Source organism: Citrobacter sp., assembly GCF_050252275.1.
In the GTDB taxonomy this organism is placed as follows: Bacteria; Pseudomonadota; Gammaproteobacteria; order Enterobacterales; family Enterobacteriaceae; genus Citrobacter_A; species Citrobacter_A amalonaticus.
The window spans coordinates 1-26,341 of record NZ_JBFWLF010000007.1; the positions used below are offsets into that span (position 1 = coordinate 1).

The 26,341-nt window shown below is 52.4% G+C and carries 20 protein-coding genes, 2 tRNA genes and 1 pseudogene; 4 read left to right on the top strand and 19 right to left on the bottom strand.

Annotation, left to right across the window (positions count from 1 at the left end):
* Positions 1–223 (top strand): annotated as a pseudogene (locus AB7E14_RS01235) (LLM class flavin-dependent oxidoreductase); the annotation flags it as partial.
* Between the two features lie 85 nt (positions 224–308).
* On the opposite strand, the gene mtr reads toward AB7E14_RS01235, so the two are convergent.
* The 12 genes from mtr to AB7E14_RS01295 form a co-directional block, all read right to left on the bottom strand.
* Positions 309–1,553, bottom strand: coding sequence for a tryptophan permease (gene mtr, locus AB7E14_RS01240; protein ID WP_044263633.1), 1,245 nt, complete (start codon positions 1,551–1,553; stop codon positions 309–311).
* Positions 1,554–1,696: 143 nt separating this feature from the next.
* The gene (gene deaD / locus AB7E14_RS01245; RefSeq protein ID WP_316962569.1) at positions 1,697–3,574 is read right to left on the bottom strand and encodes an ATP-dependent RNA helicase DeaD; all 1,878 of its coding nucleotides are present in this window, start codon (positions 3,572–3,574) and stop codon (positions 1,697–1,699) included.
* On the bottom strand, positions 3,567–3,647 hold the full coding sequence (gene yrbN, locus AB7E14_RS01250; protein ID WP_010723222.1) for a protein YrbN: 81 nt from the start codon (positions 3,645–3,647) through the stop codon (positions 3,567–3,569). The genes deaD and yrbN overlap by 8 nt, the downstream gene beginning before the upstream one ends.
* 106 nt (positions 3,648–3,753) lie before the next feature.
* Positions 3,754–4,638, bottom strand: a complete 885-nt coding sequence (nlpI, locus tag AB7E14_RS01255) for a lipoprotein NlpI (protein WP_042998280.1) — start codon at positions 4,636–4,638, stop codon at positions 3,754–3,756.
* 109 nt (positions 4,639–4,747) lie between these two features.
* Positions 4,748–6,883 carry a polyribonucleotide nucleotidyltransferase gene (pnp, locus tag AB7E14_RS01260; protein WP_216081888.1) on the bottom strand — a complete coding sequence of 712 codons (2,136 nt, stop codon included), beginning with the start codon at positions 6,881–6,883 and terminating at the stop codon, positions 4,748–4,750.
* A gap of 245 nt (positions 6,884–7,128) precedes the next feature.
* Complete coding sequence (gene rpsO, locus AB7E14_RS01265; RefSeq protein WP_000059465.1) at positions 7,129–7,398, bottom strand: 30S ribosomal protein S15; 270 nt, start codon at positions 7,396–7,398, stop codon at positions 7,129–7,131.
* 149 nt (positions 7,399–7,547) lie between these two features.
* The gene (gene truB, locus AB7E14_RS01270) at positions 7,548–8,492 is read right to left on the bottom strand and encodes a tRNA pseudouridine(55) synthase TruB (RefSeq protein ID WP_044328584.1); all 945 of its coding nucleotides are present in this window, start codon (positions 8,490–8,492) and stop codon (positions 7,548–7,550) included.
* Positions 8,492–8,893: a 30S ribosome-binding factor RbfA gene (rbfA, locus tag AB7E14_RS01275; RefSeq protein WP_042998283.1), complete on the bottom strand. Its 402-nt coding sequence runs from the start codon at positions 8,891–8,893 to the stop codon at positions 8,492–8,494. The genes truB and rbfA overlap by 1 nt, the downstream gene beginning before the upstream one ends.
* A 147-nt stretch (positions 8,894–9,040) precedes the next feature.
* Positions 9,041–11,731, bottom strand: a complete 2,691-nt coding sequence (gene infB / locus AB7E14_RS01280; RefSeq protein ID WP_058587522.1) for a translation initiation factor IF-2 — start codon at positions 11,729–11,731, stop codon at positions 9,041–9,043.
* A 24-nt stretch (positions 11,732–11,755) separates the two neighbouring features.
* Positions 11,756–13,243 carry a transcription termination factor NusA gene (gene nusA, locus AB7E14_RS01285; protein WP_042325113.1) on the bottom strand — a complete coding sequence of 496 codons (1,488 nt, stop codon included), beginning with the start codon at positions 13,241–13,243 and terminating at the stop codon, positions 11,756–11,758.
* Positions 13,244–13,270: 27 nt separating this feature from the next.
* Entirely contained in the window at positions 13,271–13,723 is a 453-nt protein-coding gene (gene rimP / locus AB7E14_RS01290) for a ribosome maturation factor RimP (RefSeq protein WP_043001756.1), read from the bottom strand.
* Positions 13,724–13,930: 207 nt separating this feature from the next.
* A tRNA-Met gene (locus tag AB7E14_RS01295) sits at positions 13,931–14,007 on the bottom strand.
* A gap of 298 nt (positions 14,008–14,305) precedes the next feature.
* On the opposite strand from AB7E14_RS01295, the gene argG reads away from it, so the two are divergent.
* Both argG and AB7E14_RS01305 read left to right on the top strand, forming a co-directional pair.
* Positions 14,306–15,649: an argininosuccinate synthase gene (gene argG / locus AB7E14_RS01300; RefSeq protein WP_042998285.1), complete on the top strand. Its 1,344-nt coding sequence runs from the start codon at positions 14,306–14,308 to the stop codon at positions 15,647–15,649.
* 385 nt (positions 15,650–16,034) lie between these two features.
* A complete protein-coding gene (locus AB7E14_RS01305) occupies positions 16,035–19,202 on the top strand; it encodes an autotransporter outer membrane beta-barrel domain-containing protein (protein WP_316962570.1) in 3,168 nt (1,055 codons plus the stop codon).
* 310 nt (positions 19,203–19,512) lie between these two features.
* On the opposite strand, the gene AB7E14_RS01310 is transcribed toward AB7E14_RS01305, so the two are convergent.
* From AB7E14_RS01310 to rlmE, 6 genes are all read right to left on the bottom strand, one after another.
* Positions 19,513–19,599: transfer RNA gene (locus AB7E14_RS01310), tRNA-Leu, on the bottom strand.
* Positions 19,600–19,608: 9 nt separating this feature from the next.
* Entirely contained in the window at positions 19,609–19,941 is a 333-nt protein-coding gene (gene secG, locus AB7E14_RS01315; RefSeq protein ID WP_042998286.1) for a preprotein translocase subunit SecG, read from the bottom strand.
* A 228-nt stretch (positions 19,942–20,169) separates the two neighbouring features.
* Positions 20,170–21,507, bottom strand: a complete 1,338-nt coding sequence (glmM, locus tag AB7E14_RS01320; protein WP_042998287.1) for a phosphoglucosamine mutase — start codon at positions 21,505–21,507, stop codon at positions 20,170–20,172.
* Complete coding sequence (gene folP, locus AB7E14_RS01325; RefSeq protein WP_042998288.1) at positions 21,500–22,348, bottom strand: dihydropteroate synthase; 849 nt, start codon at positions 22,346–22,348, stop codon at positions 21,500–21,502. The genes glmM and folP overlap by 8 nt, the downstream gene beginning before the upstream one ends.
* An 88-nt stretch (positions 22,349–22,436) precedes the next feature.
* Entirely contained in the window at positions 22,437–24,368 is a 1,932-nt protein-coding gene (gene ftsH / locus AB7E14_RS01330; RefSeq protein WP_044255934.1) for an ATP-dependent zinc metalloprotease FtsH, read from the bottom strand.
* A 99-nt stretch (positions 24,369–24,467) separates the two neighbouring features.
* Positions 24,468–25,097, bottom strand: coding sequence for a 23S rRNA (uridine(2552)-2'-O)-methyltransferase RlmE (gene rlmE, locus AB7E14_RS01335; RefSeq protein WP_042291855.1), 630 nt, complete (start codon positions 25,095–25,097; stop codon positions 24,468–24,470).
* A 126-nt stretch (positions 25,098–25,223) separates the two neighbouring features.
* Here rlmE and yhbY point away from each other — a divergent pair, with 126 nt between their 5' ends.
* Positions 25,224–25,517 carry a ribosome assembly RNA-binding protein YhbY gene (gene yhbY / locus AB7E14_RS01340; RefSeq protein ID WP_041686369.1) on the top strand — a complete coding sequence of 98 codons (294 nt, stop codon included), beginning with the start codon at positions 25,224–25,226 and terminating at the stop codon, positions 25,515–25,517.
* Between the two features lie 145 nt (positions 25,518–25,662).
* Here the strand turns inward: yhbY and greA are convergent, their stop codons facing one another.
* Entirely contained in the window at positions 25,663–26,139 is a 477-nt protein-coding gene (gene greA / locus AB7E14_RS01345; protein WP_428169290.1) for a transcription elongation factor GreA, read from the bottom strand.
* Between the last annotated feature and the right edge of the window lie 202 nt (positions 26,140–26,341).

Below are 26,341 nucleotides of genomic sequence, written 5' to 3' on the forward strand. Positions count from 1 at the left end.
AAATATGGATCAGATCTGGTCGCCGTCAGAACAGTCTGGTGTGCAACAGGCGCTGAGCATGTCGCTGGTGGGTGATAAAACGCAAGTACGCCACGGACTGGAGTCTATTCTGCGTGAAACCCAGGCGGACGAGATCATGGTCAACGGGCAGATTTTTGACCATCAGGCGCGTCTGCACTCGTTTGATCTGGCGATGGATGTGAAAGAAGAGTTAGTGGGGTAGTTTTTTTGCCGGATAGCGGCTTCGCCTTATCCGGCCTATTCAATTCCTGTCGACCCGGTAAGCGTAGCGCTACCGGGCATTTTGGTTACTGGTACACAGGCAATAAATTAAAGCTCGACAGGATATGTACCAGCGCGTTACCGACACCAAAAACCAGAATCAGGACAATCATCGGCTTACCACCCCAGACACGGAATTTCGGGCTACCAAAGCGCTGACGAGATTTACGTGCCAGCAGCGCCGGTACAATCGCGGCCCAGATGGTCGCCGCCAGTCCTGCATAACCAATGGCATACAGGAAACCGTTCGGCCACAGCAACCCACCGGCGATTGGCGGCACAAAGGTAAGCAGCGCCGTTTTGAAGCGCCCCAGCGCCGAATCATCGAAACCAAACAGATCCGCCAGATAGTCAAACAGTCCCAGCGTCACGCCGAGGAATGAACTCGCCACCGCAAAGTTGGAGAACACCACCAGCAACAGGTCCAGACTGCGACTGTTCAGCACGCCGCTTAGCGCCTGAACCAACACATCAATATTGCCGCCCTTCTGCGCGATACCGATAAACTCTGGACGCGGAATGTTTCCCATCGTCCCCAGCAACCAGACGGAGTAGAGCACCAGTGCCAGCAGCGTACCGTAGACCAGGCACTTCACAATAGTGCGCGGATCTTTGCCGTAGTATTTCATCAGGCTCGGGACGTTACCGTGGTAACCAAATGACGCCAGACAGAATGGCAGCGTCATCAACAGGTACGGCGTATAAGAGGCGTGACTTTCCGCGACGTTAAACAGCGTGGTCGGCGTGACGTGCCCGAGCAGACTGCCGAAGGTCAGGAAAAAAGTAATGACTTTCGCACCCAGCACGATCGCCGTCATGCGACTCACCGCTTTGGTGCTCAACCACACCACAAACGCCACCAACAGGGCAAAGCCAAATCCTGCCGCACGCGCAGGCACATTCAGCGACATTTCGCTGAAGGTATGGTGCAAAATCGAACCGCTCGCCGAAATATAGGCGTAGGTCAGGATATAGAGCACGAAGGCAATAGAAATACCGTTGACGACGTTCCAGCCTTTGCCCAACAGATCTTTGGTGATGGTGTCGAAGCTTGAACCGATACGATAGTTGAGGTTGGCTTCGAGGATCATCAAACCGGAATGCAGCATGCAGAACCAGGTAAAGACCAGCGCCGCCATTGACCAGAAAAACCACGCCCCGGACATGACCACCGGCAGAGAGAACATCCCTGCGCCGATAATGGTGCCGCCGATGATCACCACGCCGCCGAGCAGCGAAGGTGATGTCTGGGTGGTGGTTAGTGTTGCCATTTAGCGATTTCTCCAGCGAATAATGTTGTGACCGCATTTTAATGCGTTGCACTGTACCAGTACAATAGTACAAATGAAATAAAAAAAGCCCCGATAGTTTTACCGGGGCTGTATCTATTACTTTACGTCAGTAAGCAAGAAGTTTACGCGTCACGACGACGGCTGGAACCTTCTTCACGACGTGGTGCACGGCTACCTTCACGACGCTCGCCGCTGAAACGACGACCATCACCACGACCGCCTTCACGACGCTCACCGCCGAAGCCACGACCGCCTTCACGACGCTCGCCACCAAAGCTACGACCACCGCCACGACGTTCAGAGTGCGGCTGCGCATCGCCCAGCAGCTGCATGTTCATCGGCTTGTTCAGGATGCGAGTGCGCGTAAAGTGCTGCAGGACTTCACCCGGCATACCTTTCGGCAGTTCGATGGTGGAGTGCGAAGCGAACAGCTTGATGTTACCAATGTAACGGCTGCTGATGTCGCCTTCGTTTGCAATCGCGCCAACGATATGACGAACTTCAACGCCATCATCACGGCCCACTTCAATGCGGTACAGCTGCATATCGCCAACGTCACGACGTTCACGACGCGGACGGTCTTCACGGTCGCCACGCGGGCCACGATCGTTACGGTCGCGCGGACCACGATCGTCACGGTCGCGGAACTCACGCTTCGGACGCATCGGCGCATCTGGCGGCAGAATCAGCGGACGTTCGCCCTGCGCCATCTTAAGCAGAGCGGCAGCCAGAGTTTCGATATCCAGCTCTTCGTCTTCCGCCGTCGGCTGCAGTTTCGCCAGCAGCGCACGATACTGATCCAGATCGCTGCTTTCCAGCTGCTGCTGTACTTTAGCCGCGAATTTTTCCAGACGACGTTTGCCCAACAGTTCTGCGTTCGGCAGTTCAACTTCCGGAATGGTCAGCTTCATCGTGCGTTCAATGTTACGCAGCAGACGACGCTCGCGGTTCTCAACGAACAGCAGCGCACGGCCTGCACGACCCGCACGACCGGTACGACCGATACGGTGAACGTAAGACTCTGAATCCATTGGGATATCGTAGTTTACGACCAGGCTGATACGCTCAACGTCCAGGCCACGGGCCGCAACGTCGGTTGCAATCAGAATATCCAGACGACCGTCTTTCAGACGTTCCAGGGTCTGCTCACGCAGCGCCTGGTTCATGTCGCCGTTCAGCGCGGCGCTGTTATAGCCGCTACGCTCCAGCGCTTCAGCCACTTCCAGAGTCGCGTTTTTGGTACGAACGAAGATAATCGCCGCATCAAAATCTTCCGCTTCCAGGAAACGCACCAGCGCTTCGTTTTTACGCATGCCCCAGACAGTCCAGTAACTCTGGCTGATGTCCGGACGGGTAGTGACGCTGGACTGAATGCGCACTTCCTGCGGCTCTTTCATGAAGCGGCGGGTAATGCGACGAATCGCTTCCGGCATGGTGGCAGAGAACAGAGCGGTCTGATGACCTTCCGGGATCTGCGCCATGATGGTTTCAACGTCTTCGATGAAGCCCATACGCAGCATTTCATCGGCTTCGTCCAGTACCAAACCGCTCAGACGAGACAAATCCAGGGTACCGCGTTTTAAGTGATCAAGCAGACGACCCGGCGTACCGACGACGATCTGCGGCCCTTGACGCAGGGCGCGTAACTGCACGTCATAACGCTGGCCGCCGTACAGGGCAACCACGTTCACGCCGCGCATGTGTTTAGAGAAATCCGTCATCGCTTCGGCTACCTGAACCGCCAGTTCGCGGGTCGGTGCCAGCACCAGAATCTGAGGTGCCTTCAGCTCAGGATCAAGATTGTTGAGCAGCGGTAAAGAGAACGCTGCCGTTTTGCCGCTACCGGTCTGGGCCATACCCAGAACATCGCGACCGCCCAGCAGATGCGGAATGCACTCTGCCTGGATTGGAGATGGTTTTTCGTAACCCAGATCGTTAAGGGCTTCAAGGATAGGAGCCTTCAGGCCCAGATCTGCAAAAGTGGTTTCGAATTCAGCCATGTAGTACGTGTGCCTCAAAATTAATGGCGGCCAGTCTACATAACTCATCATGAAATTGATCTGCAATTTTCATTGAAAAGTGTGAACCGGCTCAAAGTAGGTGTATTAACGAACAACAACGCCCTCACCCGCGAAGGTGATGGCAATCAAAAAAGATTACGGGCTGATGTGTACGTCAGCTATTGCTGGTCCGATTCTGCCAGGTCATCTTGGTCCTGGCCCAGGAGCGATAATTCCAACAATGCATATCGGTGCTCAACAAAGTTATGAACGTTGTTAGCCACCGCCAGTTTGAACAATGCCGTAGCGTTGTCCAAATCCCCCAGACTTAGGTAGTACTTACCTAAATAGAAGTTGGTTTCACTGAGATGCTCAGCGAGCGAGGTGTTATCCGTTGCGTCCGCCTTGAGCCTATCCATCAGCGTTGCTTCGCTAATGTTGCCCAGGTAGAACTCGACAATGTTCCATCCCCATTGTTCTTTATCCGATTTCTCGAAGCGCTGTTTCAGCGCGACTTTTGCCTGCTTCTCATCGAGCTTCTGCTCGGCGAGATAAAGCCACAGGCTGCGGAAAGGATCATTGGGATCGTCTTGATAAAACGCCAGCAGATCATCTTGCGCTAACTTGTCGCGACCGCCGTAATACAATGCGATACCGCGATTTAAGTGCGCGTAGTTGTAAGTTGGATCAAGCTCAAGTACAGAATCAAACGCTTCATAGGCAGCATCAAAATTGCCTGCCTGCGTTAAATAAATGCCTAAGTAATTGAATACTTCAGGCATATCAGGTCGGATTGCCAGCGCTTGTGAAAAATCATTTCGCGCCAATGCCCTCAGACCGAGACTATCATACAACACTCCGCGCTCATATAAAAGCTGTGCGCGTTCGTCATCGGTTAAAGCCCGACTGGCAAGAATTTGTTCCATGCGTGCCAGAATCACTTCCTGCTGCAAAGTCGGTTGCAATGGTACTGCGAGGACTTCACTCTTACGCCAGGTGGAGTTACTGCATCCAGCCAGCGTGAGTGCTGTTGCCACGAAACACCAGCGCAAAAAAGGCTTCATTTCCCACTCCCGAAGACAACGATTAATTGAACGTCCTGTTCCCCGGTTGCTAACAAGGCGTCCTGCCAGGTTAAAAGCCCTCCGCAACGGCGGAGGGCAAATGGCAACCTTACTCGCCCTGTTCGCTTACCGGAGCTTCCGGTGCTACGGCAGGCTGAGATTGTTCAGTTGCTTCTTTAATGCTCAGACGTACACGGCCCTGGCGGTCAACTTCCAGAACTTTAACCGGTACTTCCTGGCCCATCTGCAGGTAATCGGTCACTTTCTCAACGCGCTTATCTGCGATCTGCGAGATGTGTACCAGACCTTCTTTACCGCCGCCGATGGCAACGAACGCACCAAAGTCGACGATACGGGTCACTTTACCGTTGTAGATACGGCCCACTTCGATTTCTGCGGTGATCTCTTCGATACGGCGAATTGCGTATTTCGCTTTTTCACCGTCGGTTGCTGCGATTTTCACGGTACCGTCATCTTCGATTTCGATGGTGGTGCCAGTCTCTTCGGTCAGCGCACGGATCACAGAACCGCCTTTACCGATCACATCTTTGATTTTGTCCGGGCTGATCTTAATGGTGTGGATACGCGGTGCAAACTGAGAAATGTCGCCGCGTGGCGCGTTAATCGCCTGTTCCATCACGCCCAGGATATGCAGACGCGCACCTTTCGCCTGGTTCAGAGCAACCTGCATGATCTCTTTGGTGATACCTTCAATTTTGATATCCATCTGCAGCGCAGAGATACCGTCGCGGGAGCCCGCAACTTTGAAGTCCATATCGCCCAGGTGATCTTCGTCGCCCAGGATGTCAGACAGAACAACGTAGTTGTCGCCTTCTTTCACCAGACCCATCGCGATACCCGCAACGGCCGCTTTGATCGGCACGCCTGCGTCCATCAGCGCCAGAGAGGCACCACACACAGAAGCCATGGAAGAAGAACCGTTGGATTCGGTGATTTCAGAAACCACACGCACGGTGTACGGGAATTTATCCAGATCCGGCATCACTGCCAGCACGCCGCGCTTCGCCAGACGACCGTGACCAATTTCACGACGCTTCGGAGAACCGACCATGCCGGTTTCGCCGACGCAGTACGGAGGGAAGTTGTAGTGGAACAGGAAGTTGTCAGTACGCTCGCCCATCAGTTCGTCGAGGCTCTGCGCATCACGGGTGGTACCCAGAGTTGCGGTAACCAGCGCCTGAGTTTCGCCACGGGTGAACAATGCGGAACCGTGGGTACGTGGCAGTACGCCAGTACGCACGTCCAGACCACGGATCATGTCTTTTTCGCGGCCATCGATACGCGGCTCGCCGGCCAGTACACGGCTACGCACCACGTTTTTCTCGATTGCGTGCAGGATTTCACCCAGTTCGTTAGCGTCCAGGGACTCATCTTCTGCAACCAGCGTTGCGATGGTTTCAGACTTGATCACGTCAACCTGAGCATAACGCTCTTGTTTGTCGGTGATGCGGTAAGCGTCGCTCAGGCGAGATTCTGCCAGGGCTGCAACGCGCGCGTTCAGCGCTTCGTTCACTGCTTCCGGCTGCCAGTCCCAACGTGGTTTACCGGCTTCTTTCACCAGTTCGTTGATTTCTTTGATAACCACCTGCTGCTGTTCGTGACCAAACACGACAGCACCCAGCATCTGGTCTTCGCTCAGCAGTTCTGCTTCGGATTCAACCATCAGTACGGCGGCTTCGGTACCGGCAACCACCAGATCCAGCTTGCTCTCTTTCAGCTCGTCCTGAGTCGGGTTCAGTACGTACTGGTCATTGATATAACCCACACGTGCTGCACCGATTGGGCCATTGAACGGAATACCAGACAGAGACAGTGCAGCAGAGGCACCGATCATCGCGACGATATCCGGGTTAACCTGCGGGTTAACGGAAACGACGGTTGCGATAACCTGAACTTCGTTCACGAAACCTTCCGGGAACAGCGGGCGAACCGGGCGGTCAATCAGACGCGCGATCAGGGTTTCGCCTTCACTTGGACGGCCTTCACGACGGAAGAAGCTGCCTGGGATGCGGCCAGCAGCGTAGGTACGCTCCTGATAGTTAACGGTCAGCGGGAAGAAGTCCTGGCCCGGCTTCGCTTTTTTCTGGCCGACAACGGTCACGAATACCGCCGTGTCATCCATGCTAACCATAACAGCGGCAGTGGCCTGACGGGCCATCATGCCGGTTTCCAGCGTAACGGTATGTTGACCGTACTGGAATTTACGAACGATCGGATTAAGCAAAATAATATCCTTTCCAATTTTTTGGCGACACAGACTGAATCGCCGTTAATACCCGATCTTCTGCGCATCCTCGCGACTAATGACAACCCTAACCCATACGAAATTGGGTAAAGCCTCTCATTAGCCGCGCGAACCTCTGCAACGGAAGATCATTCATAGCAACAATACAATAGTTTCCAGTGAATTGCTGCCATCTGCTTGAAAAAAGGGGCCATGAAGGCCCCCTTTTACGAAACTCGCAAGAATTAGCGACGCAGACCCAGACGCTCGATCAGCGCGGTGTAGCGTGCAACATCTTTACGTTTCAGGTAGTCGAGCAGTTTACGACGCTGAGAAACCATGCGCAGCAGACCACGACGGCTGTGGTGATCTTTTTTGTGCTCTGCAAAGTGGCCCTGCAGGTGGTTAATCTGTGCAGTCAACAGTGCAACCTGAACATCGGTAGAACCGGTGTCGTTTGCATCACGACCGAACTCAGAAACGATTTTAGCTGTAGCTTCAGTACTTAGAGACATTTTAAAACTCCAAAGTATTAAGTATGAAAGGACGCCGATCTCTAATTCAGCGTTCCCAGTGTACGCCAGGTGAACTGTTAAAAAATTCACGCGACGTTAAGCGGCAGTATTCTACTCGTAGCGCCTTCTTATCGCAAGACGAACCCGTGCTACGCCGGATACTCCACCACTAATCGGCGAGGCGCCACGCGACCTTCGTCGTCGATCTCGCCCATACCGATAAATTTACCGTCATCACCTTCCGTGACACGGACTAACCCTTCCAGCGGGGCGCCGTTCGTGCGAACCGGGTTACCGTTTTTGAAGTAAACCGATGAGGTTAGCGGCAAATTAACGACAGGGTAGTCCGATGCCGGACTGTCCATCGGCATCAACAGCGGATCAAGCAACTGTGCTGCCGGGATCCCCTGTTGCTCCGCCTGTTCGACCATTTCACGCAGACGCTCCAGCGTGACCATACGATCCACCGGATATTTGCTGACCGTCAGACGACGCAGGAAGATCACATGCGCGCCACATCCCAGCTTCTCACCCAGATCGTCAATAATAGTACGAATATAAGTGCCTTTCGAACAGTGCACTTCCAGCTCCAGTTCATCCCCTTCATGACGGATAAACAACAGCTCGTAAACGGTAATCGGTCGGGCTTCACGCGGCACTTCAATGCCCTGACGCGCGTATTCGTACAGTTTTTTACCCTGATACTTCAGCGCCGAATACATCGATGGCACCTGCTCGATATCACCGCGGAACGTGTCCAGCGCGGCCGCCAGTTGATCAGGGGTGAAGGTGACCGGGCGCTCCTGTACGATTTGCCCATCGGCATCCGACGTGTCTGTACGCTGTCCCAGACGGGCAATCACCCGATAACGCTTGTCAGAATCCAGCAGATACTGCGAAAACTTGGTCGCTTCCCCGAGGCAAATCGGCAGCATGCCGGTCGCTAACGGATCCAGCGCCCCGGTATGCCCGGCGCGATTGGCGTTATAAATGCGTTTAACTTTTTGCAGTACGTCATTGCTGGACATGCCCTGCGGCTTATCCAGCAGCAGGACACCATGAATGTCGCGACCACGACGACGAGGACGACTCATTAGTCCTCCTTGCTGTCGTCCGGGTTTACACGACGTTCTTCATCATGTTTAACCACGTTGGTCACCAGGTTGGACATGCGCATCCCTTCCACCAGCGAATTATCGTAGAAGAAGGTCAGTTCCGGCACGATACGCAGTCGCATCGCTTTACCCAGCAGGCTACGGATGAAGCCGGACGCTTCCTGTAACGCTTTGATGCCTGCCTTGATAGCGTCTTCATCTTTGTCATTCAGGAAGGTGACATACACTTTGGCATACGCCAGATCGCGAGACATTTCGACACCGGAAACGGTGGTCATCATGCCCAGACGCGGGTCTTTAATTTCGCGCTGCAGGATGATTGCGATCTCTTTTTGCATCTCCTGTCCCACGCGCTGCGGGCGACCAAATTCTTTCGCCATAATAAATTCTCCAGACAAAAAAGGGGCCCTAAGCCCCTTTTAAAAATTATTGCCGGGTGGCGCTTTGAAGCCTGATGACGCTTCGCTTATCAGGCCTACAACCCGGACGTAGGCCCGGTAAACACAGTGCCACCGGGCATACGAAGATTATGCGATGGTACGTTGAATCTCGATGATCTCGAACACTTCGATCATATCGCCAACGCGAACGTCGTTGTAGTTCTTCACGCCGATACCACATTCCATACCGTTACGGACTTCGTTCACGTCATCTTTGAAGCGGCGCAGGGATTCCAGCTCGCCTTCGTAGATAACCACGTTGTCACGCAGGACGCGGATTGGGTTGTGACGTTTGATCGTCCCTTCGGTCACCATACAGCCCGCGATGGCACCAAATTTCGGTGATTTAAACACATCACGAACTTCAGCCAAACCGATGATCTGCTGTTTCAGTTCCGGAGACAGCATACCGCTCATCGCCGCTTTCACTTCGTCGATCAGGTTATAGATGACGGAGTAGTAGCGCAGATCCAGGCTTTCGGATTCAATCACTTTACGCGCAGAAGCATCCGCACGAACGTTGAAACCAACCAGAATCGCGTTGGACGCTGCGGCCAGGGTTGCGTCGGTTTCGGTGATACCACCGACACCAGAACCGATGATCTTCACTTTCACTTCGTCGGTAGACAGTTTCAGCAAGGAGTCGGAGATCGCTTCCACAGAACCCTGAACGTCGGCCTTCAGCACGATGTTCACTTCGTGAACTTCGCCTTCGGTCATGTTGGCGAACATGTTCTCGAGTTTAGATTTCTGCTGACGTGCCAGTTTCACTTCACGGAATTTGCCCTGACGATACAGTGCAACTTCACGTGCTTTCTTCTCGTCACGTACCACGGTCACTTCGTCACCGGCTGCCGGAACACCGGACAGACCCAGAATTTCCACCGGAATGGACGGACCTGCTTCCAGAACTTCCTGACCCAGTTCGTTACGCATCGCACGAACGCGACCGTATTCGAAGCCGCACAGTACGATATCGCCTTTGTGCAGCGTACCTTCACGCACCAGAACGGTTGCAACCGGGCCACGACCTTTATCCAGGAAGGATTCAATCACTGCACCGCTCGCCATCCCTTTACGGATCGCTTTCAGTTCGAGAACTTCGGCCTGCAGCAGGATCGCATCCAGCAGTTCGTCGATACCAGTACCTGCTTTTGCAGAAACGTGGACGAACTGGCTCTCACCGCCCCACTCTTCCGGCAGAATGCCGTACTGGGACAGTTCGTTTTTAACGCGATCCGGATCGGCTTCCGGCTTATCGATTTTGTTTACTGCAACCACAACCGGCACACCCGCCGCTTTCGCGTGCTGGATAGCTTCGATGGTCTGCGGCATCACGCCGTCGTCTGCTGCAACAACCAGAACCACGATATCCGTTGCCTGTGCACCACGAGCACGCATGGAGGTAAACGCGGCGTGGCCCGGGGTGTCCAGGAAGGTGATCATACCGTTGTCGGTTTCAACGTGGTAAGCACCGATGTGCTGGGTAATGCCGCCCGCTTCGCCAGAGGCCACTTTCGTTGAACGAATGTAGTCCAGCAGAGACGTTTTACCGTGGTCAACGTGACCCATGATGGTCACCACCGGTGCGCGCGGTTCAGCCGCAGCACCCGTATCACGGTCGCTCATTACGGCTTCTTCCAGCTCGTTCTCACGACGCAGGATAACTTTGTGGCCCATTTCCTCGGCAACCAGCTGTGCGGTTTCCTGGTCGATCACCTGGTTGATGGTCGCCATTGCACCCAGCTTCATCATCGCTTTGATGACCTGAGAGCCTTTAACCGCCATCTTGTTCGCCAGATCGCCAACGGTGATGGTTTCGCCAATCACAACGTCACGGTTAACAGCCTGCGCAGGCTTCTGGAAGCCCTGCTGCAGTGCGGAACCTTTACGCTGTTTGCCGCCTTTACCACCGCGAACCGCGGCACGCGCTTCTTCACGGTCGGCTTTGGATTCAGCGTGTTTGTTGCCTTTCTTCGCCGGACGCGCCGCTTTCGTGTTGCGGCCACGGCCACGACCGCCTTCCACTTCACGATCGTTTTCGTCTTCGGCCTGGCGAGCGTGCTGAGAAGTGGTGACATGATAATCGCTCTTATCTTCTTCCACTTTTTCCTGCTCAGCCCACACGCCTGCGTTCTCTTCCGCCATACGGCGAGCTTCTTCCGCTACGCGGCGCGCTTCTTCTTCAAGCTTGCGACGTGCTTCTTCTTCCGCTTTACGCTTCAGCTCTGCAGCTTCATTCTCACGGCGGGCTTTCTCGGCCTGGGCGGTTTTGGTCATATCGTCAGTCTGTTGATTGCTCACTTTGTCTTTTTCCGCAGCTTCGCGTTTCGCTTTATCAGCGGCGTCACGCTTAGCTTGTTCTGCGGCCTCACGGTCAGCTTTTTGTTGCGCCTCGCGTTTGGCCATTTCTTCTGCCTCACGACGGGCCTGCTCTTCCGCTTCACGCTGCGCTTGCTCTTCCGCGGCAAGGCGTTCGGCCTCTTGCGGATCACGTTTCACAAAGGTGCGCTTCTTGCGGACTTCGATTTGTACCGATTTGCTTTTTCCACCGGTACCTGGAATGTTCAGGGTGCTACGCGTTTTACGCTGCAGCGTCAGCTTATCCGGGCCAGAACCATTTTCACGGTTCAGGTGCGCCAGTAAAGTCTGTTTTTCTTGTGCGGACACAGAGTCATCAGCAGACTTCGGGATACCGGCATCAGCAAATTGCTGTACCAGGCGATCCACGGAGGTCTGTATCTCTGCGGCCAGCGTTTTTACGGTTACATCTGTCATGCTGTTCCTTCCTGCTACAGTTTATTACGCTTCGTCGCCGAACCAGCAAATATTACGGGCAGCCATAATCAGCTCACCGGCTTTTTCGTCGGTCAACCCTTCGATATCAGCCAGATCATCAATGCCCTGTTCGGCGAGATCTTCCAGCGTACAAACACCACGGGCAGCCAGTTTGAAGGCCATATCGCGATCTAATCCTTCCAGATTCAGCAGATCGTCAGCCGGCTTGTTATCACCGAGGCTTTCTTCCTGGGCCAGTGCCAGAGTGGTCAGTGCGTTTTTAGCACGCTCGCGCAGTGCTTCAACGGTCGGCTCATCAAGGCCATCGATTTCCAGCAGTTCTTTCATTGGCACGTAGGCCAGTTCTTCCAGAGTGGCAAACCCTTCTTCAACCAGAACAGTGGCGAACTCTTCATCAATATCGAGATATTTGGTGAAGGTATCGATCGCGGCATGTGCTTCAGCCTGATGTTTAGCCTGGAGGTCATCAACGGTCATCACGTTGAGTTCCCAACCGCTTAATTGCGAAGCCAGGCGGACGTTCTGACCATTACGTCCAATTGCTTGCGCCAGGTTACCGGCTTCAACGGCGATATCCATGGTGTGTTTATCTTCATCCACCACGATAGACGCAACGTCAGCCGGTGCCATTGCGTTAATCACGAACTGCGCCGGGTTATCATCCCACAGGACGATATCGATGCGCTCGCCGCCCAGCTCGGTCGAAACCGCCTGAACGCGTGCGCCACGCATACCAACACACGCGCCGACCGGGTCGATACGCTTGTCGTTGGTTTTCACCGCGATTTTCGCACGGGAACCCGGATCGCGAGCGGCGGCCTTAATTTCAATCACTTCTTCGCCAATTTCCGGCACTTCAATGCGGAACAGTTCAATCAGCATTTCCGGCTTGGAACGGGTCACGAACAGTTGCGCGCCGCGTGCTTCCGGGCGAACAGAGTAAAGAACGCCACGAATACGGTCGCCAGGGCGGAAGTTTTCACGCGGCAGCATGTCTTCGCGCAGGATCACCGCTTCAGCATTGCTGCCCAGATCCAAAGAGATATTGTCGCGGTTCACTTTCTTCACCACGCCGGTGATGATTTCACCTTCGTGTTCACGGAACTGATCAACAACCATCGCGCGTTCAGCTTCACGAACCTTCTGTACGATAACCTGTTTTGCGGTCTGGGTAGTGATACGGTCAAAGGTCACAGATTCAATCTGATCTTCAACGTAATCGCCCAGGTTCAGGCTTTCGTCTTCAAAACGTGCGGCTTCCAGCGTGATTTCTTTCGTCGGCTGGGTCACTTCTTCAACAATCACCCAACGACGGAAAGTGTCAAAATCACCGCTTTTACGATCGATTTCTACGCGAACGTCAATCTCTTGTTCATATTTTTTCTTTGTCGCTGTAGCCAGCGCACTTTCCAACGCTTCAAAAATTTTCTCGCGTGGCAGCGCCTTTTCATTGGATACGGCTTCAACAACAGCCAAAATTTCTTTGTTCATCGCGGGCTTTTCACCTCATCCAGACTGTTAAAAGTGGGGAACCAGGTTCGCCTTCTGGATATTACTCAGCGCGAACACTTCATCTTTTCCTTCGACTGTGACGGTGATCATTTCACCATCTACCGCTTTGATAACGCCCTGCCATTTACGGCGGTTCTGTACCGCCATGCGGAGTACCAGCGAAACTTCTTCACCCAGGAAACGCACATAGTGTTCAGCAGTGAACATTGGGCGGTCGAGACCCGGTGAGGAGACTTCCAGGTTGTAAGCCACAGTAATAGGATCTTCAACGTCCAGAACTGCGCTCACCTGGTGGCTCACATCAGCACAATCATCAACATTGATGCCATCTTCACTATCAATATAGATGCGCAGTGTGGATGTGCGACCGCGAATAAATTCGATGCCGACCAGTTCGTAACCTAAGGCCTCAACTGGCGCTGTAATCATCTCTGTTAATTTTTGCTCTAATGTGGACAAGCCCACCCCCAAGACATAAAAAAAGGGCCTAAAGCCCAGTTATTCTGTAGTCAGATAACAAAAAACCCCGATAAATCGGGGCTTTAGATAACTGAACCCTATAACCGCAACTGCGGTCTGGAGAACCTTCCGAAAGAATTTTTTTCAAATCCAGCTACGAAGGCCATGGTCTTCACAGTATATTTGAAAAAGAACTCTAAGGGAAAGTGGTTGCGGGGGCCGGATTTGAACCGACGACCTTCGGGTTATGAGCCCGACGAGCTACCAGGCTGCTCCACCCCGCGCCTGAAACGTGGCAAATTTTACTCGTTTTGGGTAAAAGATGCAAATACTGCTGGGATTTGGTACCGAGGACGGGACGTAAAATCTGCGCGTATTATATTGATTACCCCCCCATTGTGTCAACCTTGTTAACGACATAACCTGACATGCCGTCATCAGCGTAATTTACGGAAATAAACACGAAACTCTTCCTGTCTTCGTAAAAAGATGATTAAATGAAAACTCATTTATTTTGCATAAACATGCACTGAGAGCAGAAAGCCGATCTCACCATCAGTCTATCAAGCAGGGTTTTATTTTATGACGACGATTCTCAAGCATCTTCCGGTAGGTCAACGTATTGGTATCGCTTTTTCCGGCGGCCTGGACACCAGCGCGGCACTGCTGTGGATGCGACAAAAAGGGGCTGTCCCATATGCATATACTGCGAACCTGGGTCAGCCAGACGAGGAGGACTATGATGAGATCCCTCGTCGTGCAATGGAATACGGTGCAGAGAACGCTCGACTGATCGACTGCCGTAAACAACTGGTTGCTGAAGGTATCGCCGCGATTCAGTGTGGGGCATTCCATAACACCACTGGCGGGCTCACCTATTTCAATACTACGCCGCTGGGTCGTGCAGTCACCGGCACTATGCTGGTTGCAGCGATGAAAGAAGACGGCGTCAATATCTGGGGCGACGGCAGTACCTATAAAGGAAACGACATCGAGCGTTTCTATCGCTATGGCCTGCTGACCAACGCTGAACTACAGATCTATAAACCGTGGCTGGATACGGACTTTATCGATGAACTGGGCGGTCGTCATGAGATGTCTGAGTTTATGATCGCCTGCGGTTTCGACTACAAAATGTCCGTCGAAAAGGCCTACTCCACGGACTCCAACATGCTCGGCGCGACGCACGAAGCCAAAGACCTCGAGTTTCTGAACTCAAGCGTTAAGATCGTCAACCCAATCATGGGCGTGAAGTTCTGGGATGAGAACGTGAAGATCGCCGCGGAAGAAGTCACCATTCGCTTCGAACAGGGTCATCCGGTCGCGCTGAATGGTAAGACCTTCAGTGACGATGTGGAAATGATGCTGGAAGCGAACCGCATCGGCGGGCGTCACGGACTGGGAATGAGTGACCAGATTGAAAACCGTATTATTGAAGCCAAAAGCCGCGGTATTTACGAAGCCCCTGGGATGGCGCTGCTGCATATCGCCTATGAGCGTCTGCTGACTGGTATCCACAACGAAGACACCATCGAGCAGTACCACGCCCACGGGCGTCAGTTAGGTCGCCTGCTCTATCAGGGCCGTTGGTTCGACTCTCAGGCGCTGATGTTGCGTGATGGTCTGCAGCGTTGGGTCGCCAGCCAGATTACCGGTGAAGTGACGCTGGAACTGCGTCGCGGCAACGACTATTCGATCCTCAATACCGTGTCCGACAACCTGACCTACAAGCCAGAGCGTCTGACAATGGAGAAAGGTGACTCCGTGTTCTCACCGGACGATCGTATTGGGCAGTTGACCATGCGTAACCTGGACATCACCGATACCCGCGAGAAGCTGTTCGGCTATGCACAGTCAGGGCTGCTTTCTGCCTCTTCGGCTACTGGTTTGCCCCAGGTTGAAAACCTGGAAAACAAAGCGAAGTAACGATTTGATTATTAAATGAAGGCCGCGAAAGCGGCCTTTTTTATCTATGCCAGATAAGTGCAATCCCATGGAGCATAACTTATTAATGATATCTGCTGGATTTAGTAGAGGATTTCTACACATCAGAATGTAACAGCAAAAAAGCACTCCTGGGATTATTGATAATAATATTATTCCATTCCCAATTGAGCGAATTTTTATTTATTTATCCTGTATTTCATTCACCTCGTAACTAATGAAAATTGTTCTTCAACGCTGATTTTCGGATTTTTATATTTGCACTCAAAAAGTCATCCTCGATATTCTTTTCATAAACGATGAAGATTAAACCAATTTGGTAATTATCTGAATCAATTGTTAATGAAGAAGCAAAAGGATGTTGCTTATGTATAGTTATAATGAAAATAATTGTCTGAAAATAAAAATGCTTACTATAACGATCATGATGGCGTTAGCACCGTGGAAGGCTATCGCGGTCAACGATGGTACCGTTATGGCTGGCGCGAACCAGACAATAACCTTAACGCCAGGTGGACAATATACGAATACCGCCTCCACTGTTGTTCTGGACGCTTACCGCACCGGAGGTATCATCAGCGGTAACAACGTGGAGATTTATGCTGACCGTACGCTTTATGGTGCGACATATACGCTTTTGAGAGCATATGGCGGTGGGGAAATTCGATTGTCGAATTCGACAGCCAGTCTGACTTCAACCACACAGTCAGGCTCTTATCACGATCGGCTTTTTTTGGCTCAGGATGCTGGAAGTCTATTAAATATTGCCAATACATCACTATGGAGTTATGCCTATCTCGGCGAAGTAAGTAATGGTGCATCTGCGGTTATCAGCAACAGTACAGTCTCCACTGGGCGAGGCGTGAAGGTTACTGGCACCGGCTCGCACCTGGATATAAACAATGATTCTGATATCACCATTCGTGGAGATAGCTACGGTTTAGATGATACAGGAATTAAAGTCACCGGCGGCGCCACGCTGAATATTGAGAACAGTCGGATTACTGTTCTGGATAACGGGGATGATTCAAGCTCATCATTACCGCCGAATCCGGCAGCCATTACCGTCTCGAATGCTCTGGCCCCGAGCGATCTTGCAACCAGAGCCACATTAAATAACCTCTCGATTGAAACAAGAGGTTATCAGTCAAATGCCGTGACTGTCACTCACGGAAATGTCTCCGCAGCGATGAACAATCTCACTATTGTCACACGCGGTCTGGGATCACATGGACTTTATATTGATGCAACTGCAAATGTTGCCTCTTCACTCTCCAATTCTTCCATTGAGACGTTTGGTTACTCCGGCGTAGGGGCGCAAGTCATAGATAATACAGAGTTGACACTGGATAACATCGATATCACATCTCACGGATACCGCTCAACCGGGGTTATCGCTGCCCAGAGGGGGAGCGGTTTACCCCAGACAACAATCCTGACCGCCACAGACATCGATATTACCATGAATGGTAAAGACAGTATCGGTGTGGAAAATACCCGGTCTAAAACCTACCTGAATGATATTCGACTCACGCTTAGAGGTGATAACTCTACGGCCGTCAGTGTTGGTGCGTATATTTATGAGGCCACAGCCCATATTGACAACCTGACAGCACAAGTTTCAGGCAATAACTCGACGGGGATGTTTCTCGGCGGAAGCCCGGATATCAGATTCAATCAGAACAGCATAAACATGACAGGTAATAATAGTCATGGTTTGCTGGTCGGCTATCAGACAATAAGCTCCAGCAGCGCGTTACCGATGGTTGATAGCCATATTGAAACCCGGGATGGCTACGCAGTGCGAACGATTAATACCGACCTTAATCTTGATTTAACCCGCTCGACGCTGACGGGACGTAGCGGCGGAGAGGCAGGTACAGCGATCAGTGTCGAAGACAACGGCGCGTACCAGTCCGGTGTGGTGAACGTCGCTGCCAACGACAATTCGCACATTTTTGGTGATGCGGTTTCGCGTTCTGCTAATGCCACGGCGCTGAATATCGCCCTGAATGGTTCATCAACAATGACCGGTCGTATTGTTCGCGGGTACAGTATGGCGCTGGATGAGACCAGCCGCTGGAATGTGACAGGGGATTCCGACATTACGAGCCTGACGAATACAGGCACAGTGGCATTTACTCCACCTGGGGAGAACGGCGTCTTCAAAACCATTACTGTCGGAAATTATCTGGGTGGCGGTACGTTAATCATGAATACTGCGCTGGGCGATGATAGCTCAGCAACCGACAAACTGGTCGTGACAGGTGATACTGCCGGAACCACCAGACTGTATGTAAACAATTTCCATGGGTCCGGCACCACAACGGTAAATGGTATAGAAGTGATAAGCGTGGGTGGGCAATCAGATGGCCTGTTTACGCTTGAAAATCGCGCTCTGGCCGGGGCATACGAATATTTCCTGCATCAGGATGCGGGTGACTGGTATTTGCGCTCTGCACTGGCTCCAGAACCAGAGCCAGAGGCCCCAGTGGAACCGGAAATACCGGTCAACGATCCTGAAGAACCAGAATCACCAGAAATACCGGGCAATGACACGCCAGTTGCGCCTCCATCGCCCGCTGCGGAAACCGAGCAGAAACCGCAAATTTATCGCCCGGAAGCCGGGGCCTATCTCGCCAACATGGCAGCGGCAAATCGTCTTTTCAGCCATACCCTGAAAGATCGTGAAGGTCGGGCACAAGATTCCAGCATATGGTTACGGCAACAGGCGTTCCGTAGTAAATCACAAGACGGCAGCGGTCAGTTGCAGATGCGCGGAAACAGCTATGTCATTCAGGGAGGCGGTGAACTGTGGAGTGGTCAATTCAGCGAACAGGATAGACTCGGTGTAGGCATCATGGCGGGCTATGGCTACAGCCGCGGGAATACGCAATCCACAAAAACACATTATGACGCCAAAAATAGCCTCCATGGCTACAGCGTGGGCACTTACGCCACCTGGTATCAAAATTCAGAGTCCCGCAACGGCCTGTATTTCGACAGCTGGTTGCAATACAGTGCGTTTCGCGCATCGGTGAATGGCGATAGAGTGGCGAGCGAAAGTTATAACATCAGTGGTCTGAGCGGTTCACTGGAGAGTGGCTATCGTCAACCGCTGCACCAGAGCGCTAATGGCTCGCTTTTCATCACCCCGCAGGCACAGGTCATCTGGAGTGGCATTAAAGCCGATCCTCATCAGGAAGTGAACGGTACGCGAGTTGACGGTAGCGCCGGCACCCAAACACGTCTTGGTCTGAATCTTTCGTACGACACGCTGAATGCGCAAACCAGGGGTAAGCAGTTTACCGTTTACGGTGAGGTCAATTGGCTGCACAACACCCGGAATGTCAATGCCACACTGGACAACGTCAGGGTTGAACAGGCTGGAAGTCGCAATGTCGGGGAAGTGAAACTGGGTCTTGAGGGCCAGGTGACGGACACCCTCACTCTCTGGACAAACCTTGCACATCAGGTTGGAACGAAGAGCTACAGTGATACCTCGGCAAATATCGGTATTAAGTACCATTTTTGAGTCGATGATAACGCACTGAAGCGACCGTATTCTGGAAACAGTCTCAGTCCGCACAGAGAAGCCGTATCGATGTTCTCCTGACTGACTTTTCAGGGTACGGTTATCAAATAACTCCAACCTAATCGACAATATCTGCCCGGGCTAGTCCCGGGTTCTTTTTATCCGCATCCTGATGCGCCAGCCAGCAGTAAGATCGCCGTGGATGCATTCTGGGTTATCAAAGGAGCGGGTAAAAATGAGGAAGGACATCAGCATTGCGCAGGCTTCAGATACGACAATGGACGTCTATTGACGTCCATTGCTTGAATATTGGTACCGAGGACGGGACTTGAACCCGTAAGCCCTATTGGGCACTACCACCTCAAGGTAGCGTGTCTACCAATTCCACCACCTCGGCACAGAAATCTTACTGTGGGATATCGCTGGTCGGCTTAGCCGGAGCAGTTGGCTGAGGCTGTTCAGTTTTCGCCGGCGCGCTCAGATTTTCCCACTCACTTCCTTTATTGGTTTTGTTGCTGTTGATATTGCCCAGCACCAGACTGATGATAAAGAACAACGTCGCCAGCACAGCCGTCATACGGGTCATGAAGTTACCAGAACCACTTGAACCAAACAGCGTAGCGGAAGCGCCTGCTCCGAAGGAGGCTCCCATATCAGCGCCTTTACCTTGCTGCAGCATGATCAAGCCCACAAGGGCAATTGCCACAATAAGGAAAACTACCAAAAGAGCTTCGTACATAATCAACCTGTTCCTTGCGGAGTTGCCGCATACCAATTGCTTCTAACCAATAAAGCGGGATATTTTACTGTTTCCCACTGAAGCGGGTGTGAATACTAACCAAAGCGAATGACCTTCGCAAGGGCAATTTTAGTGCATTGTATCAACTGCGGAAAAAAACAGCAAAAGCCGGGTTTCCCTTTAATAAAAAGGCAGCAAATGCCGCCTTTTTATGCAGTTAAGTCTGTATTACACCGCTTTAACCGCATCCGCAATGCGATGGGCAAACTCGGTCACCTGGGCTTCATCTTCGCCTTCAACCATCACGCGGATTAACGGCTCAGTGCCCGATTTACGCAGCAATACACGCCCACGACTTCCCAGCGCAGATTCTACGTCCGCAGTCACGGCTTTCACCGTATCATTTTCCAGCGGATCGCCGCTACCGGCGGTGTAACGCACATTTACCAGGATCTGCGGGAACATTTTCATGCCGCTGCAGAGATCGTGAAGGCTCATGTGGTTACGCACCATCGCCGCTACTACCTGCAAACCGGCAACAATGCCGTCACCGGTGGTGGTTTTATCCAGCAGAATGACGTGACCAGAGTTTTCCGCCCCGATACGCCAGCCTTTTTCCTGCATTTTTTCCAGCACGTAGCGGTCACCGACTTTCGCACGGGTAAACGGAATGCCGAGTTGCTTGAGCGCCAGTTCCAGCCCCATATTGCTCATCAGCGTCCCGACCGCGCCACCGCGCAGTTGTCCCTGACGCAGGGCTTCACGGGCGATGATATACATGATCTGATCGCCATCGACTTTATTGCCTTCATGGTCAACCATGATCACGCGGTCACCGTCGCCATCCAGCGCGATACCCAGATCGGCTTTTTCCGCGAGCACGCGGGCCTGCAAGGCACGCACATCGGTGGCACCGACTTCTTCGTTAATATTCACGCCATTGGGCTCACAGCCAATGGTAATCACTTTCGCACCCAGTTCACGCAGCACGTTAGGCGCAATGTGGTAGGTTGCCCCGTTAGCGCAATCCACCACAATTTTAAGTTCGTTCAGGCTTAACTCGTTCGGAAAGGTGCCTTTGCAAAATTCAATGTAGCGCCCTGCTGCATCAACGATGCGGCTGGCTTTACCGAGCTCAGCGGAGTCCACACAGGTGATCTCTTTTTCCATCTCCGCTTCAATGGCTTCTTCGACGGCGTCGGGTAGTTTGGTACCGTCGATGGAGAAGAATTTAATACCGTTGTCATAGAACGGGTTATGCGATGCGGAGATCACAATCCCGGCTTCGGCGCGGAAAGTACGCGTCAGGTAAGCAACTGCAGGCGTCGGCATTGGGCCCGTAAACGAGGCGGACAACCCTGCTGCCGCCAGACCCGCTTCAAGTGCTGACTCCAGCATGTAACCGGAAATACGGGTATCTTTGCCGATGATGATTTTACGCGAGCCGTGGCGCGCCAGGACTTTACCGGCCGCCCAGCCCAACTTCAGTACAAAATCAGGCGTAATCGGCGCATCGCCCACACGGCCCCGGATCCCATCAGTGCCAAAATATTTACGGTTACTCATAGCGTTTGTTTTCCTTTGCGGACAATGTGGCTTCCACCACACGCATCGCTTCTACGGTTTCTTTGACGTCATGGACACGAATGATCTGCGCCCCCTGCATAGCAGCAATGACCGCACAGGCAAGGCTACCGCTCAGACGCTCTGATGGGCCCACATTGAGCAGTTGGCCCACCATCGATTTACGTGACATTCCCACCAGCAGCGGCAGGTTAAAATGGTGAAATTCAGCCAGTCGCGCCAGTAATGTATAGTTATGGGAGAGATTTTTACCGAAACCGAATCCCGGGTCGAGCAACAATTTCTCTTTTGCGATGCCTGCCCTTTCACAACGTGCTATTTGCTCAATAAAGTAGCGATTTACCTCGGCAAACACGTCCTCATATTTGGGCGCTTCCTGCATGGTCTTCGGCTGTCCCTGCATATGCATCAGACAAACCGGTAAACCAGTTTCTGCCGCCGCCTCCAGCGCGCCGGGTTCAGAGAGCGAGCGAATATCGTTAATGATGTGAGCACCGACTCTTGCCGATTCGCGGATCACTTCAGGCTTTGAGGTATCAACAGAAATCCAGACTTCAAAACGTTGGGCAATCGCCTCAACCACCGGGATAACACGCGCCAGTTCCTCTTCCACACTCACATCCGCCGCACCGGGGCGCGTAGACTCACCGCCGACATCAATGATAGTCGCCCCGGCATTAATCATCAGATTGGCATGTTTCACTGCCTCAATCAGCGTGTTGTGCGTTCCACCATCCGAGAAAGAGTCCGGCGTGACGTTAAGGATCCCCATCACATGAGGATGGCTGAGATCCAGTGAAGTGCCCTGAGCATAGAGTTTCATGGTGTTATCCCTGGTATAAATTGATAAGAAAAAACCCCGGAGCAAGCCCCAGGGTTTTCAATTAAACGCAGTCATCAACAACGGTAACTTATTTGTCGCCTAACTGCTCTGACATGGTATTACCTGGGTTCGGCGTGCGCGGTTCATCAACCGGGCGCGGCGCACGAGGCGTGCCATTGTTGTCAGAATTATTAGAGCCCGGTTCTTCCCAGCCAGCTGGCGGGCGAACATCGCGGCGAGCCATCAGGTCATCAATCTGCGGCGCATCGATGGTCTCATATTTCATGAGCGCATCTTTCATGGCGTGCAGGATGTCCATGTTGTCATTCAGGAGCTGGCGTGCACGATTGTAGTTACGCTCAATCAGTGCTTTCACTTCCTGGTCGATGATACGCGCGGTTTCATCGGACATATGTTTCGCTTTTGCAACGCTACGACCGAGGAATACTTCGCCCTCTTCTTCCGCATACAACAGCGGACCGAGTTTGTCGGAGAAGCCCCACTGGGTCACCATGTTACGCGCCAGGTTAGTGGCCACTTTAATGTCGTTCGACGCACCGGTAGAAACATGTTCAACACCGTAGATGATCTCTTCTGCCAGACGACCGCCGTACAGCGTGGAAATCTGACTTTCCAGCTTCTGGCGGCTGGCGCTGATCGCGTCGCCTTCAGGCAGGAAGAAGGTCACACCCAGCGCACGACCGCGCGGGATAATCGTCACTTTATGCACCGGATCGTGTTCCGGTACCAGGCGACCAATAATCGCATGGCCTGCTTCGTGGTACGCGGTTGATTCTTTCTGCGCTTCCGTCATCACCATGGAGCGACGTTCCGCACCCATCATGATTTTGTCTTTCGCTTTCTCGAACTCAACCATCGACACGACGCGCTTGTTGCCACGAGCAGCAAACAGTGCCGCTTCGTTCACCAGGTTCGCCAGGTCCGCACCGGAGAAGCCCGGCGTACCACGGGCAATGATTGCCGCGTCGATATCCGGCGCCAGCGGTACGCGACGCATATGTACTTTCAGGATTTGTTCACGACCACGCACATCCGGCAAGCCGACCACAACCTGACGGTCGAAACGGCCAGGACGCAGCAGTGCTGGGTCAAGAACGTCCGGCCGGTTAGTGGCTGCAATAACGATGATGCCTTCGTTACCTTCGAAACCATCCATCTCAACCAGCATCTGGTTCAGGGTCTGTTCACGTTCATCGTGACCGCCACCCAGACCTGCGCCACGCTGGCGACCTACGGCATCGATTTCATCGATGAAGATAATGCACGGTGCTGCTTTCTTGGCCTGTTCGAACATGTCACGCACACGAGATGCACCAACACCGACGAACATTTCCACGAAGTCAGAACCTGAAATCGTAAAGAATGGAACCTTCGCTTCACCTGCAATGGCTTTCGCCAGCAAGGTTTTACCGGTACCCGGAGGACCGACCATCAGGACGCCTTTCGGGATTTTACCGCCCAGTTTCTGGAAGCGGCTCGGCTCGCGCAGGTATTCAACCAGTTCCGCTACCTCTTCTTTCGCTTCGTCACAGCCTGCAACGTCGGCAAACGTGGTTTTGATCTGATCTTCCGTCAGCATGCGCGCTTTGCTCTTACCGAACGACATGGCACCTTTGCCACCGCCGCCCTGCATCTGACGCATAAAGAAGATCCAGACGCCGATCAACAGCAGCATTGGGAACCAGGAAATGAAGATGGAAGCCAACAGGCTCGGTTCTTCTGGTGGTTCACCCACAACCTTGACGTTCTTAGTCAGCAGGTTATCAAGCAGCTTCGGATCGCTTACCGGAATGTAGGTCGTGTAACGGTTACTATCTTTCTTGGTAACGTTGATCTCACGTCCGTTGATACGTGCTTCACGAACCTGGTCGTTGTTGACCTCTTGCAGGAAGGTAGAGTAATCCACCTTACGGCCATTAGACTCGCTGGGCCCAAAGCTCTGGAATACTGACATCAGCACAACGGCAATGACCAGCCAGAGTATTAGGTTTTTCGCCATGTCACTCAAGGGATTAACCTCTTATTACAACTGTGTTAAAAACAGCGTCAGGATACTCTATATCCAGCGTCTTTCAAACTTTCGTCTGAAATCGACCAGTTATGGTTTACGCCCGGTCGCTACAATATACACTTCACGCGAACGTGCGCGAGAAGAGTCCGGTTTACGAACTTTCACCTTCGTAAACAGGGAGCGAATTTCCCTTAGGTACTCATCGAAACCTTCGCCCTGGAACACCTTCACTACAAAACTGCCACCCGGCGCTAGCACATCACGACACATTTCTAACGCCAGTTCCACCAGATACATGGCACGGGGGATATCCACCGCTGGTGTTCCGCTCATGTTTGGTGCCATATCTGACATGACAACCTGGACTTTACTGTCACCCACGCGTTCCAGCAGCGCTTTCATGACAAGTTCATCACGAAAATCGCCCTGAAGAAAGTCCACACCAACGATAGGATCCATAGGTAAAAGATCACAAGCGATGATACGGCCTTTGCCGCCAATCTGCGAGACCACATACTGTGACCAGCCTCCTGGCGCAGCACCGAGATCGACTACCGTCATCCCCGGCTTAAAAAGTTTGTCACTTTGCTGTATTTCATCAAGTTTAAACCAGGCACGGGAACGCAACCCCTTTTTCTGTGCCTCTTGAACATATTTATCGCTAAAGTGTTCCTGAAGCCAGCGACTCGAGCTGGCAGAACGCTTCTTACCTGTCATTTAACTTTCCCATCGGGGCAGAACATCGTTGCCATACGGCGTAAATTTCCACGCACTATTTGGCGATATATGGGAGATGGCGGTAGAATGACCCGTTTTCAATCCCAACGTAAGCAAAAATATACGATGAATCTGAGTACTAAACAAAAACAGCACCTGAAAGGTCTGGCACATCCGCTCAAGCCGGTCGTTATGCTTGGCAATAATGGTTTGACCGAAGGGGTACTGGCCGAGATTGAACAAGCGTTAGAGCACCATGAACTCATCAAGGTGAAAGTCGCGTCTGAAGATCGCGAAACAAAAACCTTGATCGTGGACGCTATCGTGCGCGAAACCGGCGCCTGTAATGTACAGGTCATCGGTAAAATGCTGGTGCTTTATCGCCCGAGTAAAGAACGCAAAATCTCGCTGCCACGCTAAGAATATCCTAAAGTCGAACACAAAACCTGTGTAAAACGAGGGATTTCCCGCAAGCAGGAGAGCAAAATGCCACGCTCTCTTCGTTGATAAAAGGCCGCTATGCGGCCTTTTTCCTTTCTTTACAATACATCAACATCTTGAGCACTTACAGGTATTCTACCTTAGTGATTTCATATTCGACTTCGCCGCCTGGCGTTTTGATCACCACGACGTCATCTTGTTCTTTGCCAATCAGGCCGCGTGCAATCGGCGAATTGACGGAAATCAGGTTCTGTTTGAAGTCCGCTTCGTCATCGCCCACGATACGCCAGGTCTGCTCTTCGTCATTATCAAGGTTCAGAACGGTGACCGTCGCGCCAAAGACAACGCGACCGTTATTCGGCATTTTGGTGACATCAATGACCTGTGCATTCGACAGCTTCGCTTCGATGTCTCTGATACGACCTTCACAGAACCCCTGCTGTTCACGCGCCGCATGATATTCCGCATTCTCTTTCAGATCGCCATGCTCACGCGCTTCGGCAATAGAGGCGATAATTTCAGGGCGGCGCACAGATTTCAGAAAATCCAGCTCTTCGCGTAATTTTTCTGCACCACGTAAGGTCATCGGAATCGCTTGCATTTGTTATACCTCTTGAACATTCCTGTAGGGGGCGATTGCTATGCCCCGGCTGTTAAGCCTGCCCCGGTATGGCGTCATACCCGGACCAGAAGCAAAAAAATACCGACCCGGACGCAAGGTCCAGGTCAGCTACAATTCTTAATTTGATACTCATTTTACCCTGGAGTTCCCTATGGGTCATCGTTTACTTTCCAGGGCATTG